Below are 14,447 nucleotides of genomic sequence, written 5' to 3' on the forward strand. Positions count from 1 at the left end.
TTAGTGTGAAATTAAAATTTAAAATTCAAAATCGCCAGTGCTACCTTTGGACATGCTCTCAAACACGGCCTTGACATACTTATCGCGTGTTTGGCAGTCTAGGATTTTTTCGCACTGGCTACAACTTTGCAAGCCATTTTGCGCTTGGCAATCTTGCAAAATGGCTAAATTTTTGTCTAAAATTTGCTCGAAAATATCGCGTTCTTGGTTATTTTCTGACATTATTTTTCGCTTTGATAAATTTCGTGCATTTTGGAAATTTCATATTTTGAGCCGAAAAAACACGGTGTGGTTTGGTGAATTTTTGAAATTTCAAGCTCTAAAAGAGAATTGTTTTTTCCGTCGCTAGTAGCGCCATTTGCGTGCTCATAGATATAGGCAAACGGCAACACTTCAAACGCCATGCGAAGCTTGCCCTGCGGGTGATCGCTCGTGGCTGGGTAGCTAAAAAGCCCACCGCCTTTTAGCAAAATTTGGTGCAGGTCGCTGACCATAGCTCCTGAGTATCTGAGGCGATAACCCTCGTCAAATAGCGCTCTTACGAGGACTCTGTGCGTATCGCTCCAACCTTTTTGCGTCGCTCCTGTGGCGTTTAGTTTGCCTTTTTCGTTTAAAACTAACTCTTTTGCGAAGGCAAATTTGCCGTCCCTGCCAAGCCTGTATAGCTTCGGAGTATCGCCTAAACATACGCAAAGCTCGATTCTAGGGCCATACACGCTATACACTGCCCCGCGCAATGAGCTTGGTGAAATTTCGCCCTCATAAATCGCAAAAATCGAGCCTACGGCGAAATTTACATCTACTAGGCTAGATCCGTCGAGCGGATCGTAAGCTACTATAAATTTGCCATTTTCATTAATGCTTAGCATTTCCTCTTTTTCTTCGCTAATTAGCGCCTTTACGCACTCTACGCCGCGAAATTCGCGCTCGATTATCATATCGCTTAGCACATCGAGTTTAAGCTGTGTATCTCCGGTGGAATTTTGCGTGCTAGCGTAGCCGAAATCAGCGTATTTTAGCTCTTCACTGATTAAAACGGCGATTTTTTCTATTTTTTTTACGATTTCTTGCATACTCTCTCCTTTTTAAACTTTTTTAGCATTATTAAGTATCCATTTTGCGATACTTTGCGCGTCGTTTATGTCGAAATTTACGGGGCAGGCTTTATCCATTTGCGCTCTTGGTAAATTTGTCGCAATGGCTTGCGAAAATGGCAAATATGCCTCGTCGATTTTGTCCCTAAATAGGCTGATTCGTGGCAGGGGCAGTGTTTTTAGACCCTCCACAATCAAAATATCAAAATCACCAAATCCAGCGATAATCTCGTCTAAATTTCGCATTTGTTTCAAAAAATATGTCGTGCGCGTAGGGCTTACGACCGCCACATCTGCGCCAACTGCGCTAAATTTCGCGCTGTCCTTGCCCTCGGTATCAAATTTGGCCTTGTCTTTGGGGTCGTGTTTGACGATAGCGACCTTTAAATTTTGCTCGATAAAAATTTGCGCTACCTTGCAAATTAGCGTTGTTTTGCCGGTGTTTGACGGACCTGAAAACGCAATGGCTAGTCTTTTCATCTCTCTCCCTTAAAAAATCTTGATTGTATCAAATTTAGCCTTTTAAAAAGCAAAATTTGATAATATACGCCAAAATTTAAAGGAAGAAAAATGCAAAATTTAACTATTTCAAAATTTGCGCGCACTCTGATTTTAGGGCTGTTTGCGCTAGGAATTTGCTCGTGTGCTAACAAAGAAAAAGTCCCTCACGACCCGGTCAAAAACGAGTTTATGGCATATACGCAAAAATTCGAAAGCGTCAAAGAGGGCGATAGATACCTGGGCGTGGCGACCTATCTAAACCCCACAATGCCTGAAATTCGCAACGAAAGAGAAGATGAGTTTTTCTTGCTAACCTCGTATCCAAAAGAGATTGAGATTAAAAATGTGCGTGTAAATGGAAGCGACGAAAATGTCAGCGTGGAGCTAATCGCCGATGAGAGCGAACTAGCTAGCAAAGAGGTTTTTAAAATCGCGTGGTCTAATCGCTACAAAATCAGCGCGCCAAAAACGCAAAAAGATGATCTTGTGCTTAGCTTTACGACCTCGAACGACCTAAATGCGAGCGTGAAATTTCGCAAGGTCTCAAAGTCGATGTATTGGCACCCTAAGCTCAAACTCGATGATTAGAGTGGGCGCAAATTTTGCTAGAAATGAAATTTGTGATAAAATTTTAAAAATTCAAATTTGAAGGATAAAAAATGAAATGGCGTGGCGGAAATAAAAGCTCAAATATCGACGATATGAGGGCTAGTAGCGGTGGTGGCGGAGGCGGAGTAAATCTCGCGCTTTTGATTCCTGTGGTGAAATTTTTGGTAAAAACGAAATTTGGCAGAATCGTCCTAGCCCTTGGCGTGGTAGCGGCGTTTATGGGTTATAATCCGCTAAATTTGCTAAATTTCACCTCTGCTGGCGGTGGAGCTGAGGCTAGTAAATTTGAAAACAACGAAGCGGCGCAGGAAGCCAAGGATTTCGTCTCTACCGTGCTAAGGCAAACCGAAGATGTTTGGGGCGCGATTTTTGCGAAATACGGCGCGAAATACTCTGAGCCAAGACTGCTTTTATTCCACGGCGCGACAAGAAGCGGGTGCGGGTATGCTAGCTCGCAAGTTGGGCCGTTTTACTGCCCGGCTGATACTAGGATTTATTTGGATACGGATTTTTTCTCTGATTTGGCGAAAAAACACCACGCAGCGGGCGATTTCGCGCAAGGCTATGTCATCGCGCACGAAGTGGGACACCATGTGCAAAACCTGCTAGGAATTTTATCCAACGCCGATAAATTAAAGGCTAGAACAAACGAAGCTGGGGCAAACGCGATTCAGGTTAGAGTGGAGCTTCAAGCCGATTGTTTGGCGGGTATTTGGGGACATCATCAATACAAAATTTTAGAAGATGGCGACTTGGAAGAGGCGCTAAATGCCGCTACGATGATAGGCGATGATACCTTGCAAAAAAAGGCGCGTGGGTATGTGGTGCCGGATTCTTTCACGCATGGAAGTGGCGCACAAAGAAAAGAGTGGTTTTATAAAGGCTTTAAAAGCGGTTCGCTAGAAGCGTGCAAAAGCGGATTGGAAAGTTAGTGAATTTGGCGAAATTCGGGGCAGTATCGCCAAACATGCTGTAAATCAAATTTCGATTTCATACTCGATTGGATCTTTTACCCCGGCTTTTGCAAAGCCATTTAGGCGCAATTGACAGCTATCGCACACACCACAAGCCTTGTGCGAGTTTGTGTAACAGCTCCAAGTAAGCCCCAAATTTACGCCGTTTTCAAGCGCACGCGCCACAATCTCACCCTTGTTTAAATGCACCAAAGGCGTTTTAATCTCCACGCTAAAATTTGGCGAAGTGCCCGCATTTATCGCGCTTTGCATTTTTGCAATAAATTCTGCGCTACAATCAGGATATCCGCTACTATCCTCCTGCACCACGCCGATGAAAATCGCCTCACACCCCTCACGCTCAGCAAGCGCGCCCGCGATACTCAAAAACACGCCGTTTCGAAACGGCACATAGGTGTTTGGGATCTCGTTTTTGTCGATGTTTGCGCCCTTTCGCACACTAAGGCTCGTATCAGTTAGCGAGTTTGCGCCGATTTGTGCGATAAATCTAGCATCCAGCGTGTATCGCCTCTGTGCGCCTAAATCATCGCAAATTCTCTCGAAACACTCGCGCTCTTTATCTTGCGTGCGCTGAGCATAATCAAAATGCACTCCAATGACCTCATAGCCTGAATTTTTAGCGATATACGCGCAAGTCGCGCTATCCATACCGCCACTGATGATACATAAAGCTTTTTTCAAATTTAATCCTTTTTTGGTAGAATTATAGGCAAATTTTGATTTAAAGGGCTTGAAATTGATACTTTGTGAAGAAAATTACCCAAAAATTTTGGACGAAATTTTAACTACGCTTAGCGCGGGTGCGGTCGAACTAGTCTTCGTGCGAAGCGAGGAAATGCGCGAAATCAACAAAAGCGCGCGGGGGGTCGATAAAACCACCGATGTGCTTAGTTTTCCGCTCGAAATTGTGCCAGGTGGTGCGAATACTGCCCCGATAGGCTCTGTTGTGATAAATTTGGATTTAGTAGAGCAAAAAGCGTTAGAATTTTCGCACTCAAATAGCGATGAAATCGCGCTTTTATTTACGCACGGACTGCTTCATATCTTAGGCTTTGATCACGAAATCGATAACGGGCAAATGCGCGAAAAAGAGTGCGAAATCATCGCTAAATTTAACCTTCCAAAAAGCCTAATCGTGCGCACAGATGAAATTTAAGAAAAATTAATCGGATCCATATCGATCTCAACGGGCAAATGCGCTAAAAGTGCGCCAGCCTTTAAAAGTGGTGTGTGCGTGGTAGCTCGAAGCAGTATCTCATAGCGAAATTTGCCCGCAATCAGCGCAATTCCAGCTTTGCCGTGCCCTATGATTTGCAAACCATTTAGTTTTTTGGCTTTTAGCGCGCTGTGTAAAATTTCAAGCCCGCTAGCGCAAATTTTAGCCGCCTCTACCTCGTTTTTATGTGAGATTAAAACGCGCAAAAGCCTAGTGTATGGCGGATATAGCGGATCTCGATCCTCGCTTTCTTCTTCTAAAAACGCGTCATAATCCTGCAAAAAATCCTCGAAAAACGCCCTTTGCAGAGTCTGTATCACGACCCTGCCTTCGCCCTTCCTGCCGGCTCTACCTGCTACTTGCATGCCAAGGGCTAGGGTCTTTTCGCGCGCCCTAAAATCAGGGTAGTTCAAATGCTCATCAATCCCCATAATCACCGCCAAATCCACGCCATGGTAATCATGCCCCTTGCTAAGCATTTGCGTGCCTACCAAAATGTCGATTTTATGGGCGTTAAAGTCGTTTAGTAGGGTTTCTAGCTTTCTTTGGGTTGTAATCTCATCGCGGTCAAATTTAGCGATTTTTGCCTCAGGGAAATTTGCTTTTAGCTCCTTTAAAAGCTCGCTAGTGCCCATTTTTTTGGCCTCGCTTACGCTTTTGCCACATTTAGCGCAAGGCTGTTTGTAAAATGCGCTGTATCCGCAATAATGGCATTTTAGCGCCTTTTCCTTTTCGTGATAGCTCATACCCACCGAGCAAAACGGGCATTTGATAATCTCGCCACAACTCTTGCAAACCATATATTTGAAATTTGCGCGTGTGGGCAAAAACACCACTATTTGGCGATTTGCGCCTAGACTTGCGCTGATTTCTTTTTTTATTTTTGGCGTGAGGGAAGTTTCGCTCTCGTCGTAAATGTAGCGTTTGTGCGTGGCGTGATAGGTGCCTTTGAGCCTGAAATTTGGCTGTTTCGCAAAGCTCGTAAGAGAGGGCGTGGCTGAGCCAAGCACGGTTTTAACGCCACATTTGTGCGCGGCGAAAATCGCGAGATCTCGGGCATTTATGCGTGGAGCGGAGGCTGATTTGTAGCTATCATCGTGCTCCTCATCGACAATGATTGCGCCAAGATTATGAAACGGCAAAAACAGCGCCGAGCGCGCGCCTGCGATAAGGCGAATTTTGCCTGCGAAAAAATCGGCTAAAATTTGGCGTTTTTTAGCGGGGGTGATTTTGGAGTGCCACACGCCAAGAGCCTCGCCGAAATACCCTTGCAAGCGCTTCGTCATTTGCGGTGTGAGCGAGATTTCTGGCATTAAAAATAGTGCTTGTTTGCCAGAGTTTAAAATTTCTGCTATGAGCGAGATATAAACCTCGCTTTTGCCACTTCCCGTATCGCCAAAAATCAGCGAAACGGCATTTTGCTTGGCAAAATTTAGAGCTTTTGTCTGCTCTAGGGTCAAATTTGGCGTTTTTGTGAAATTTGGCTTTTCGCAAGGCGCGCAATTTATGCCCAAATTTGGCTCAAAAACCCCAAATGCCACGCCGATTTCGCAGATATAAAAATGCGAAATAAACTGCGCCAACTCCACCTGAAACGGCGTGAAATTTAGGGGCAAAATTTCGCTGATTTCTTTCGTGCAAAACTCGGGTTTTGGCACTTCGCGTAAAACTACACCGCGTTTTTGGGCGTTTTTTACGGGAATTTGGACAATCTGATACAGTGAAATTTTGGAATTTGAAAAATAGGTAAGCGGTTTTAGTCTTGCCCCTAAAACCGCGATTTCATAATAATACAAGCTTATTCTGCTAATGTTTGGCAGGTTTTATCTGTATGAACGCAATCAAAAGTGCCAACCTTGACACCCTTAGCGTCAGCTTCTGCTTTTGTTCGATAATATGTAAATGTTGTGCAATTCTTAGCCACACATGCTTGATAAGTTCCGTCTTCATTACGATGCCAACCATTTCTAAGATCTTTACCTGCATCAGAAATATCATTTTGCAAAACATTGTCAAACAACCCTGCGCCAGTGCCTTCTAATACAGGCCAACTAGCATTGCCTTCTAACTGCATTTCAGCTTTTTTTAGCGAAATACCACTTCTGATAGCCGCTACATCGCCTCTTATTTTTGCAGCCATTGCGTCATCTCTGGTCATAGCTAGTCTAGGCACAGCGACACCTGCTAAAATGCCAAGAACGACGATAACAAAAACCAACTCAATCATAGTAAATGCGTTTTTCATATTAAATCCTTTGATTTAAAATAGATTTAAGTATAGCCAAAATAAAATTAAGCTAGCTTTAAATTATTTTAAGCTAGCGATTTTTTGCGCAAATTTTACCCTCTGCCCCTGCGAAATTTCAAACTCCAAAAATTCCTTCTCGGCAATCATCACTATCGTAGAGCCAAGCTCGAAATTCCCGATATGTTCGCCCTTTTTAAAGCTCACGCCCTCGCCATAATCGAATTTATTATAATCAAAATGCAAAATTTCCCTAGCCTTATCGTTAGCCTTGGCATTAGTTTGAATCCTGCTATCAAAGTCAAATTTCATTTTGCCTACATTTAGCGCTCCCACAAAAACCAGCCACAAAAGCCCGCCATTGCTCATTTTGCACAGCAGTACCACGCGCTCATTTTTGGCATAGAGATTTGGCACTTTTAGCAGATATTTTTTTGCCACGCTGTGAAGCTCGCCCGGGATATATAGCGCACCAATGACGCTAAGATCGCATGGAGCGTGATAGTGATGATAGTCTTTTGGGCTTAGGTAGATGTTTGCGTATGTCAAATCCGCCGACATTTTAAAATCTCTGGAAGTTTTCATATCATCTAAATTTAGCAAACTAATAAAAATTTCGGAATTTTGCTTTTGCAAATCCCCAGCCCAAGATTTAAGCCCCAAAAGCTCCCAAATATCGTATTTATGCCCCTTTATGCTAAACGCGCTAAAATCACTAGTAGCCCCACACTCAAAAATCACGCCATCACTCGGGCTCAAAAACGCGCTAGGTTCGGCGCAAATTTCACGCTCCCTCACCAAACGCCTCGTAAATAGCGCATTTAGGCTATCGTAATCACCTGCGCCTAAAAATTCGCTCATATCAATCTCAAAAGCGTCAATGTATTTTTGATTTATAAACTTCTGCACAGGGCGCGGAAATTTTACCCCAGCCACAGCCCCAAAACAGCGTGAAATTAGCTTTTTCATCACTCTCTCCTTAGTCTTAGTAGCGCGATTTCTGCGTCGGCAAAAATCCTCATCGGAGGGCCCCAAAATCCAGCCCCACTGCTCACATAAATTTGCTTCGCTCCGTCATTATATAGCCCATGGACATATTTTTGATCGAGCGCTACAAGCAGGCTAAATGGGAAAATTTGCCCGCCGTGCGTGTGCCCGCAAATACACAGATCCACCTCATCTTTTACATGTAAATTTATAAATTTTGGCTGATGAGCGAGCAAAATTTTAGGTTTATTTGGATCTGCTATTTTTAGGGCTGCCCTAAAATTCGGCTCTAATTCATTAAATCTCACACCGCTTAAATCGTGCGTGCCAAGCAGATTTATCCCCATAAACTCCACGCTCTCGTTTTGCAAAACCCTCACGCCCTCGCGCTCCAAGGCCTCGATTAACCCTTTCGCGCCTCTGTAATACTCGTGATTTCCTGTCACGAAAAACACAGGCTTTTTTAGTTCGCGCAAGGGTTCTAAAATATCGCCAAGTTCGTGAGAACGCAAATCAAACATATCGCCCACGATACACACAGCATCGTGGCTAGTGGCGTTTATTTGTGCCACTATGACTTCTAAAAAATCTTTTTTTAAAAATTCGCCCAAGTGTATATCGCTAACCACTGCCAAATTTAACTCTTTGCTCAAATTTTTAATTTTTATATCAACAATATTTATTTTTGGAGTTTTTAAAGCATTATAAAAGCCCTTAAAAAGGTAGCTAAACGCCATTATTACGAAGGTTACATCTACGCAAATTTTAATAAATTTGCGCCTGCTCTCGCTAAATTTGGCAAATTTTGCGCTCACATTTAAAATATCATAGGCTAGGCACAAAAAGAAAAGCGAAAAGCTACTAGCCACGCAAACGACGCAAATTTTGTATAAAATTTCATCTTTTAGCGCGCCGGCAAAAACGCTTCTAGTAAAAAACATACCCTCGAAAATCACCAAAAATAGGCAAAAAACTATCAAAAACGGCTTGATTTTTTTGAATTTATCGTAAATTTCAAACCTAGCTAAGATTGATTTGTAAATGTATAAATTCAAAAAAACAAAGAGCGTCGTCGCTACAATCGGAAAAATATATGGGATTTTCACTCTTACTCCAAATCAGATAAATTTTTCTAATTTTTCTCTATCAAAACCCGAAATTTCGCCGTCTTTATCGACCAAAAGCGCGCCAGATTTTTTAAATTTCGTAATCGTGCGAGAAAATGTCTCTGGGGTGATATTTAAAATTTTAGCGATTTTAATGTGTTTTGAGCTGGTAAAAATATCAAAATTTTCGATGATAAATTTTGATATTTTTGCCTCGCTGGGTAGCACGACGCTGTTTTCAAACGCAAATTCTAGCGCCCTAAGCTTCGCCGAAATTGATTTTATAATGCTAATGCAAATCTCAGGCTCGCTCAAAAACTCTTCGACAAATTTTTCATAATCGATTTTTAAAACCTCGCCACCGCTAGCAAAGCGCGCGCTGGCTGGATAGGGGATATTTTCAAAATTTACAGCCTCAGCCACGAAAGACATCGGGCGGATTTCGTGAATATAGATCTCCTTGCCACTAGGGGCTGTTTTGTAAATCTCGATTGTGCCTTTAAGCAAGATGATTAAATGAGAGCTTGTATCACCCTCATAAAATAAAATTTCTCCCTTTTTAAAAGCCTTTTTGCTACTAATCTGCGCTAATCGCTCGATTTTGGCCTCATCAAGCCCCTTAAAAAAAGGGATAAATTTCAAAATTTCCATATTATTTTTTTAGTAAATCCCTGATTTCGCTTAGAAGTTTGATATCTTCGCTAGGCTCAGCTGGCGCCTCAGGCTCGGCTGGTTTTTCTTTTTTAAGCTTATTGATTGCTTTGATTGCGCAAAAAATACAAAATGCGATAATGATAAAATCAACCGCTGTTTGGATAAACGAGCCGTAATTTATCGTCACGGCTGGTGTTTCGCCCACAGCTTCTTTTAAAACGATTTTTAAATCGGTAAAATTCATACCACCTGTGATAACTCCGACGATTGGCATAATGACATCGCCAACTAGTGAAGTTACGATCTTGCCAAAGGCTCCACCGATGACCACACCCACTGCCATATCGATGACATTGCCTTTCATTGCGAATTCTTTGAATTCTTGAATAAAGCTCATTAAAAGCCTCCTTTGGGAAATAAAAGGATAGATAATAACCTAATTTTGCTTACTTTTTGCTTTTTATTAGGTAGAAAAAAGTATAATGGCAAATTTTGAAATTTAATAAAGAAAAGGAAAATTTATGTATAGATTTGCGCCATCACCCACAGGCGATATGCACATTGGAAACTTACGCGCCGCGATTTTTAACTATATCCGCTCGCTTCAAGATAAAAGTGGATTTATTTTGCGTATCGAGGATACCGATACTGCCCGCAATATCGAGGGCAAAGACAAAGATATAATGGAAATTTTAACCCTTTTTGGTATCAAATGGCAAACACTTTATTATCAAAGCAAAAATTTAAAATTTCACCAAGAATTCGCCGCTAAACTGCTCCAAGAGGGCAAGGCGTTTTGCTGCTTTTGTAGCGAAGAAGAGCTTGCCGCCAAAAAAGAAAAAGCCAAAGAAAAGGGCGTAGCATATCGCTACGACGGGACTTGCGAGCATTTAAGTGATGCTGAGGTCATAGACAATCCAAAGCCATTTACAATTAGACTTAAAAAACCAACCAGAGTTTTGAAATTCACAGACGCTATCAAAGGCGAGATTAGCTTCGAGCCTGAAAATATCGATAGTTTCGTCATCATGCGCGCGGATAAGACCCCGACATATAATTTCGCTTGCGCCACTGATGATATGCTAGAAGGCGTTACCTTCGTAATCAGGGGCGAGGATCATGTCAGTAATACCCCGAAACAAAACTGGATTAGGGAGTGTTTGGGATACACAGACGAGATTTCATACGCGCATTTGCCGATTATTTTGGGGCCTGATGGCAAGAAAATGTCCAAACGCGACGACGCAAGTAGCGTAAAATGGATGCTAGATACTGGATTTTTGCCTGAGGCGATTGCGAATTATTTGGTTTTGCTTGGAAATAAAACCCCGTGCGAGGTTTTTAGTATCGAAGAAGCGGTGGAGTTTTTCGATATCGCTAAAATTTCAAAGGCTCCGGCGAAATTTGACATCGACAAGCTTGCATTTATCAACCGCGAACATATCAAAAGGGCAAGCGCTAAGCGCATTTGCGAGCTTTTTGGCGTAGATGAGAGCAAGGTAGAGTTAGTGAAATTTTACACCCAAGAATCCAGCCTAATCCCAGAAATCAAAGCAAAAATTAGCGCAATTTTTAGCCAAAAAGAAATTCCAAGCGAATTTAGCCAAAACGCCGAAATTTTGCGAAATGAAATTTTAAATTTAACCCAAATTCCAGCCGAATTTAATGAGTTAAAAACAATCCTTATGGAAAAAACCGCTCTCAAAGGCAAGGCGTTTTTTATGCCACTTAGATTGCTTCTTACAGGCGCGCCTCACGGACCAGAGTTAAATGAACTTTACCCACTCATAAAATCATCAATCAAGGAAATCCTAAATGCTAGCAAATAGCCTAATTTACGGCGTTTTCATCACTCTGCACTACGCCATACAAGCCTACATTTTGCTTGTGTTTGTCGCCTGCGTGCTTAGCTTCATACGCCCAAATCCGTTTAATAAATTTGTCCAAGCGATCTACAAGCTTACAACCCCGGCTTTCAAGCTCGTGCGCAGGTATATCCCAACCACGCTTGGCGGGTTTGATTTCGCCCCGCTTGTGATTTTAATCGGCCTTAGCGTGATTGATAATGCGATAATTTATGCCTTACAAAGGAGTGTTTTTTGAAAATTTTATTTAAATTTAGCCTAGCGGTGGCACTTTGCGCGAGTTTTGCCGTAGCAAATGTCAAAAGCTACGAAGAGATAAAAAACGAGCCAAAATCTTTGGCGAAAGATTATTACATTTACCGCCTAGCCACAGAAACCAAATACGACAAAAACGAGCTAAAAGCCCTTAGAAAGGCTGGAATTTACCGCTATCGTGGCAAAATAAAAAAGGAACTTGATAAAATTTTAGGCGCGTTTAAAGCTCTGCCAAAGCCAGATAAGTGCGCAGGTGTAACGAGTGCGAATATACTAGATGCGAATTTAACCTGCCAAAAGGCTAGAAGCTATCCAGCATTTGTGGCAAAGCTAAGCCCTAAAACTCGTTTGGCGTTAATTAGCAAATTTGAAAATAGTGGAAATTTGGGTGCGATGAGCGCGATAAATTTACTAAAAGGCTTCAATTCAGGCTCGCCGGCGCAGTATTTTAAAGAGAGCGGTCATGCGCAAAATTATTTTGCATATTATCAATTCAAAGGCGATGAGAGCTTGCTAAACATAAACGCAAGCCCCGCTTTCATCACAGATATGGCGCAACTCTCTGGCTTTAAAAGCGTGCTTGAAGATGCTGTAATCAAGCGCAAATATCCAAATTTGCGCCAATCTATGCTAGGAATTGATCCGCAAAAAGTGGATAAAGAAATCGCGTTTTTGCTCGGCGTAAATGCTCTAACTTATGGCGATGAGGCGCAGGCTTTGGCGTATTTTGGGCGCGCAGCAGCTACGATAGAGAGCGTGCATAACTCGCACAATGCGAAATTTTGGGTCTATTTGCTAAGCAAAGATGAAAATATCTTGCGCGAGCTTGCCAAGAGCAATTATTATAGCCTATATTCGCTCTACGCAAAGGAAATTTTGGGCGATAAAAGCCTAAATATCATAAATCCAACCCCAGCGCGCGATAAAATTTCAAACTATGATATCAAAAACCCATTTAACTGGGTTTGCACCAAGACCAAAGCCGATAAAATGGGCAAAGCAGAGCTTTTGGAGTTTGCGAAGAAATTCGACACCAAAGAGAGCCTTGGCGAGTGGGCGTATATAATGAATAAGGCTAATGGCGGGCGCGATAATTACTATCTAACGCCATTTATGGAACATATCGGCACTACTGATTTGCACCGCCAAGCGCTGATTTTAGCTCTTGGCCGCCAAGAATCACGCTTTATCCCAAGCGCTGTTTCGACCTCGTATGCGCTTGGTATGATGCAGTTTATGCCATTTGTGGCAAACGATATCGCCAAAAAGCAAATTAGTATCGAGGGCTGGGATCAAGATATGATGTTTGATCCAAAAATCGCCTATAAATTCGCCAATATTCACATTGACACACTCGAAACCAAGCTACTTAGCCCTGTTTTTATCGCTTATGCATACAATGGCGGACTGGGATTTACGAGCAAACTTCTAAAACGAGCGGATTTGTTTAAGAGGGGAAAATACGAGCCATTTTTGTCAATGGAGCTAGTAACATTTGCTGAAAGTAGGGATTATGGCAAGAAGGTTTTGGCAAATTATGTGATTTATTCGCATATTTTAAACCCAAATTCAAAGGTAAGCGTGCGTGATGAGCTAGATAAGCTCTTAATCCCAAGCAAGAGTGATAAAATCCGCTAAATTTATTGTCATTGCAAGAAACGGCGTAAGCCGTTTCGAGGCAATCTACGAGTATAAAATTTAAAGCGTGTAAATTCGCTGTCATTGCGAGCGAGTGCAATGAGCGAAGCAATCCAGAGAAATTTAAATTCAAAATTCAATCCAAATTTAGCATTGAACGATTTTTAAATTTTAGGCTAAATTTTAAATTTCACTCAAATGCGGAGTTTAGATTTAAACTTGGGATTATTTGCAAATTTTGCGGTGCGATAAAGTTTTGTTTGCGGTATTTCTCCAAGCCTGCGCGCGCTATCATCGCGGCATTATCCGAGCAAAATTTTAGTGGCGCAAATAAAAGTTCGCACTCGTGCGCGTCGCATAAATTTGCCAAATTTTGCCTCAAATAGAGATTTGCACTAGCCCCGCCCACGACGCCAAAACGCTTAAATTTGCGCTCATCAAAGACCCGCGAGAGTTTATCCATGATATGCGCGCAAGCACTTTTTTGAAAGGCGTAGGCGATATCGCACTTATCTTGCCCTGCTAGTTCGCCGTTTTGCGATAGTTTTTCGATTTGCACTCGAACGGCATTTTTAAGGCCTGAGAAGCTGTATTGTAGGCGTTTGTCGCCCTTTAAAGGCACTGGGAAGCTAAATTTTGGCTTGCCATTTTTGGCTAAATTTTCGATTATCGCGCCACCCGGATAGCCAAGTCCTAGCATTTTGGCGCATTTGTCAAATGTCTCACCAAAGCTATCATCGCTAGTGCTTGCAAGCACGCTGATTGCGCCTCTGGCGTCAATATCAAGAATCATCGTGTGCCCGCCACTTACTAGCAAAACCCCAAGCGGAAATTCTGCTTCTTTGTCCAAAAATAGCGAATAAATATGCCCGATTAGGTGATTTACGCCAATTAGTGGCAAATTTAGCGCAAGGCTAAGAGTTTTTGCCATATTCACGCCCCCTATTAAACTCACGCTAAGGCCCGGTGCGTGCGTTACGGCGACGGCTTTAAGAGAGCCAAAAAAGGGCTTTGCGCGCTCTAAAATGCGAGGCAGTGCTTCTGTGTGAAGACGCGCGGCTAGTTCTGGCACGACACCGCCGTATTTGGAGTGTTCGAGTTCTTGGGAGATTTTTTCGTAAAATTCTAATTTGAAATTCGAGCTGTTTAAAACCGCTACCGAGCTGTCATCACAGCTACTTTCAATGGCTAAAATCATTATTTTCCTTTAAATTTTTTTCTAAATTTAGCATTTTTGGGCTAAGTTTTGGGTAAAAATAAAACAGACTAATTAAATCTTTAAAATTTTAATAATTTTTACCAT

At 42.3% G+C, this 14,447-nt stretch carries 17 protein-coding genes; 6 read left to right on the top strand and 11 right to left on the bottom strand.

Features of this window, described 5'->3' with window-relative positions; genetic code table 11:
• Nucleotides 1-18: 18 nt before the first annotated feature.
• Genes OFO00_RS04990 through mobB form a run of 3 tightly spaced genes read right to left on the bottom strand, consistent with a single transcriptional unit; the run spans nucleotide 19 to nucleotide 1,574 of the window.
• Entirely contained in the window at nucleotides 19-222 is a 204-nt protein-coding gene (locus OFO00_RS04990) for a hypothetical protein (protein WP_270858212.1), read from the bottom strand.
• Nucleotides 222-1,073 (bottom strand): class 1 fructose-bisphosphatase, encoded by an 852-nt coding sequence (locus OFO00_RS04995; RefSeq protein ID WP_270865125.1) that lies wholly within the window; start codon nucleotides 1,071-1,073, stop codon nucleotides 222-224. The genes OFO00_RS04990 and OFO00_RS04995 overlap by 1 nt, the downstream gene beginning before the upstream one ends.
• A gap of 12 nt (nucleotides 1,074-1,085) precedes the next feature.
• Nucleotides 1,086-1,574: a molybdopterin-guanine dinucleotide biosynthesis protein B gene (gene mobB / locus OFO00_RS05000; RefSeq protein ID WP_270865126.1), complete on the bottom strand. Its 489-nt coding sequence runs from the start codon at nucleotides 1,572-1,574 to the stop codon at nucleotides 1,086-1,088.
• A 90-nt stretch (nucleotides 1,575-1,664) separates the two neighbouring features.
• Here mobB and OFO00_RS05005 point away from each other — a divergent pair, with 90 nt between their 5' ends.
• The gene (locus OFO00_RS05005) at nucleotides 1,665-2,183 is read left to right on the top strand and encodes a hypothetical protein (protein ID WP_270865127.1); all 519 of its coding nucleotides are present in this window, start codon (nucleotides 1,665-1,667) and stop codon (nucleotides 2,181-2,183) included.
• Nucleotides 2,184-2,254: 71 nt separating this feature from the next.
• Nucleotides 2,255-3,136 carry a KPN_02809 family neutral zinc metallopeptidase gene (gene ypfJ, locus OFO00_RS05010; protein ID WP_270865128.1) on the top strand — a complete coding sequence of 294 codons (882 nt, stop codon included), beginning with the start codon at nucleotides 2,255-2,257 and terminating at the stop codon, nucleotides 3,134-3,136.
• Between the two features lie 45 nt (nucleotides 3,137-3,181).
• On the opposite strand, the gene queC is transcribed toward ypfJ, so the two are convergent.
• Nucleotides 3,182-3,859 (bottom strand): 7-cyano-7-deazaguanine synthase QueC, encoded by a 678-nt coding sequence (queC, locus tag OFO00_RS05015; RefSeq protein ID WP_270865129.1) that lies wholly within the window; start codon nucleotides 3,857-3,859, stop codon nucleotides 3,182-3,184.
• Nucleotides 3,860-3,914: 55 nt separating this feature from the next.
• On the opposite strand from queC, the gene ybeY reads away from it, so the two are divergent.
• Nucleotides 3,915-4,334, top strand: coding sequence for an rRNA maturation RNase YbeY (ybeY, locus tag OFO00_RS05020; RefSeq protein WP_270865130.1), 420 nt, complete (start codon nucleotides 3,915-3,917; stop codon nucleotides 4,332-4,334).
• Here the strand turns inward: ybeY and OFO00_RS05025 are convergent.
• From OFO00_RS05025 to mscL, 6 genes are all read right to left on the bottom strand, one after another.
• Nucleotides 4,331-6,205, bottom strand: coding sequence for a primosomal protein N' (locus OFO00_RS05025; RefSeq protein ID WP_442867909.1), 1,875 nt, complete (start codon nucleotides 6,203-6,205; stop codon nucleotides 4,331-4,333). The two genes, ybeY and OFO00_RS05025, sit on opposite strands and share 4 nt — an antisense overlap.
• A complete protein-coding gene (locus OFO00_RS05030) occupies nucleotides 6,193-6,639 on the bottom strand; it encodes a type II secretion system protein (protein WP_270865132.1) in 447 nt (148 codons plus the stop codon). Before OFO00_RS05030 ends, OFO00_RS05025 begins: the two co-directional genes overlap by 13 nt.
• A 63-nt stretch (nucleotides 6,640-6,702) precedes the next feature.
• Entirely contained in the window at nucleotides 6,703-7,608 is a 906-nt protein-coding gene (gene asd / locus OFO00_RS05035; RefSeq protein ID WP_270865133.1) for an archaetidylserine decarboxylase, read from the bottom strand.
• Nucleotides 7,608-8,732: a metallophosphoesterase gene (locus tag OFO00_RS05040; RefSeq protein ID WP_270865134.1), complete on the bottom strand. Its 1,125-nt coding sequence runs from the start codon at nucleotides 8,730-8,732 to the stop codon at nucleotides 7,608-7,610. Before OFO00_RS05040 ends, asd begins: the two co-directional genes overlap by 1 nt.
• Nucleotides 8,733-8,744: 12 nt before the next feature.
• Complete coding sequence (locus OFO00_RS05045; protein ID WP_270865135.1) at nucleotides 8,745-9,383, bottom strand: Crp/Fnr family transcriptional regulator; 639 nt, start codon at nucleotides 9,381-9,383, stop codon at nucleotides 8,745-8,747.
• 1 nt (nucleotide 9,384) lies between these two features.
• Entirely contained in the window at nucleotides 9,385-9,783 is a 399-nt protein-coding gene (mscL, locus tag OFO00_RS05050) for a large-conductance mechanosensitive channel protein MscL (protein WP_270858204.1), read from the bottom strand.
• A 124-nt stretch (nucleotides 9,784-9,907) separates the two neighbouring features.
• Here mscL and gltX point away from each other — a divergent pair, with 124 nt between their 5' ends.
• The 3 genes from gltX to OFO00_RS05065 are packed head-to-tail and all read left to right on the top strand — an operon-like array spanning nucleotide 9,908 to nucleotide 13,144.
• Complete coding sequence (gene gltX / locus OFO00_RS05055) at nucleotides 9,908-11,215, top strand: glutamate--tRNA ligase (protein ID WP_270865136.1); 1,308 nt, start codon at nucleotides 9,908-9,910, stop codon at nucleotides 11,213-11,215.
• On the top strand, nucleotides 11,202-11,489 hold the full coding sequence (locus tag OFO00_RS05060; RefSeq protein ID WP_270865137.1) for a YggT family protein: 288 nt from the start codon (nucleotides 11,202-11,204) through the stop codon (nucleotides 11,487-11,489). The genes gltX and OFO00_RS05060 overlap by 14 nt, the downstream gene beginning before the upstream one ends.
• A complete protein-coding gene (locus OFO00_RS05065) occupies nucleotides 11,486-13,144 on the top strand; it encodes a transglycosylase SLT domain-containing protein (RefSeq protein ID WP_270865138.1) in 1,659 nt (552 codons plus the stop codon). Before OFO00_RS05060 ends, OFO00_RS05065 begins: the two co-directional genes overlap by 4 nt.
• 190 nt (nucleotides 13,145-13,334) lie before the next feature.
• Here the strand turns inward: OFO00_RS05065 and tsaD are convergent, their stop codons facing one another.
• The gene (gene tsaD / locus OFO00_RS05070) at nucleotides 13,335-14,342 is read right to left on the bottom strand and encodes a tRNA (adenosine(37)-N6)-threonylcarbamoyltransferase complex transferase subunit TsaD (protein WP_270865139.1); all 1,008 of its coding nucleotides are present in this window, start codon (nucleotides 14,340-14,342) and stop codon (nucleotides 13,335-13,337) included.
• Nucleotides 14,343-14,447 lie beyond the last annotated feature (105 nt).

The sequence above is a fragment of the Campylobacter sp. VBCF_04 NA7 genome, from assembly GCF_027737405.1.
In the GTDB taxonomy this organism is placed as follows: Bacteria; Campylobacterota; Campylobacteria; order Campylobacterales; family Campylobacteraceae; genus Campylobacter_B.

What these genes read in the sequence shown, in the direction of transcription:
- OFO00_RS04990 (WP_270858212.1), bottom strand. Translation starts at nt 222, where the DNA reads ATGTCAGAAAATAACCAAGAACGCGATATTTTCGAGCAAATTTTAGAC.
- OFO00_RS04995 (WP_270865125.1), bottom strand. Translation starts at nt 1,073, where the DNA reads ATGCAAGAAATCGTAAAAAAAATAGAAAAAATCGCCGTTTTAATCAGT.
- mobB (WP_270865126.1), bottom strand. Translation starts at nt 1,574, where the DNA reads ATGAAAAGACTAGCCATTGCGTTTTCAGGTCCGTCAAACACCGGCAAA.
- OFO00_RS05005 (WP_270865127.1), top strand. Translation starts at nt 1,665, where the DNA reads ATGCAAAATTTAACTATTTCAAAATTTGCGCGCACTCTGATTTTAGGG.
- ypfJ (WP_270865128.1), top strand. Translation starts at nt 2,255, where the DNA reads ATGAAATGGCGTGGCGGAAATAAAAGCTCAAATATCGACGATATGAGG.
- OFO00_RS05030 (WP_270865132.1), bottom strand. Translation starts at nt 6,639, where the DNA reads ATGAAAAACGCATTTACTATGATTGAGTTGGTTTTTGTTATCGTCGTT.
- asd (WP_270865133.1), bottom strand. Translation starts at nt 7,608, where the DNA reads ATGAAAAAGCTAATTTCACGCTGTTTTGGGGCTGTGGCTGGGGTAAAA.
- OFO00_RS05045 (WP_270865135.1), bottom strand. Translation starts at nt 9,383, where the DNA reads ATGGAAATTTTGAAATTTATCCCTTTTTTTAAGGGGCTTGATGAGGCC.
- mscL (WP_270858204.1), bottom strand. Translation starts at nt 9,783, where the DNA reads ATGAGCTTTATTCAAGAATTCAAAGAATTCGCAATGAAAGGCAATGTC.
- gltX (WP_270865136.1), top strand. Translation starts at nt 9,908, where the DNA reads ATGTATAGATTTGCGCCATCACCCACAGGCGATATGCACATTGGAAAC.
- OFO00_RS05060 (WP_270865137.1), top strand. Translation starts at nt 11,202, where the DNA reads ATGCTAGCAAATAGCCTAATTTACGGCGTTTTCATCACTCTGCACTAC.
- tsaD (WP_270865139.1), bottom strand. Translation starts at nt 14,342, where the DNA reads ATGATTTTAGCCATTGAAAGTAGCTGTGATGACAGCTCGGTAGCGGTT.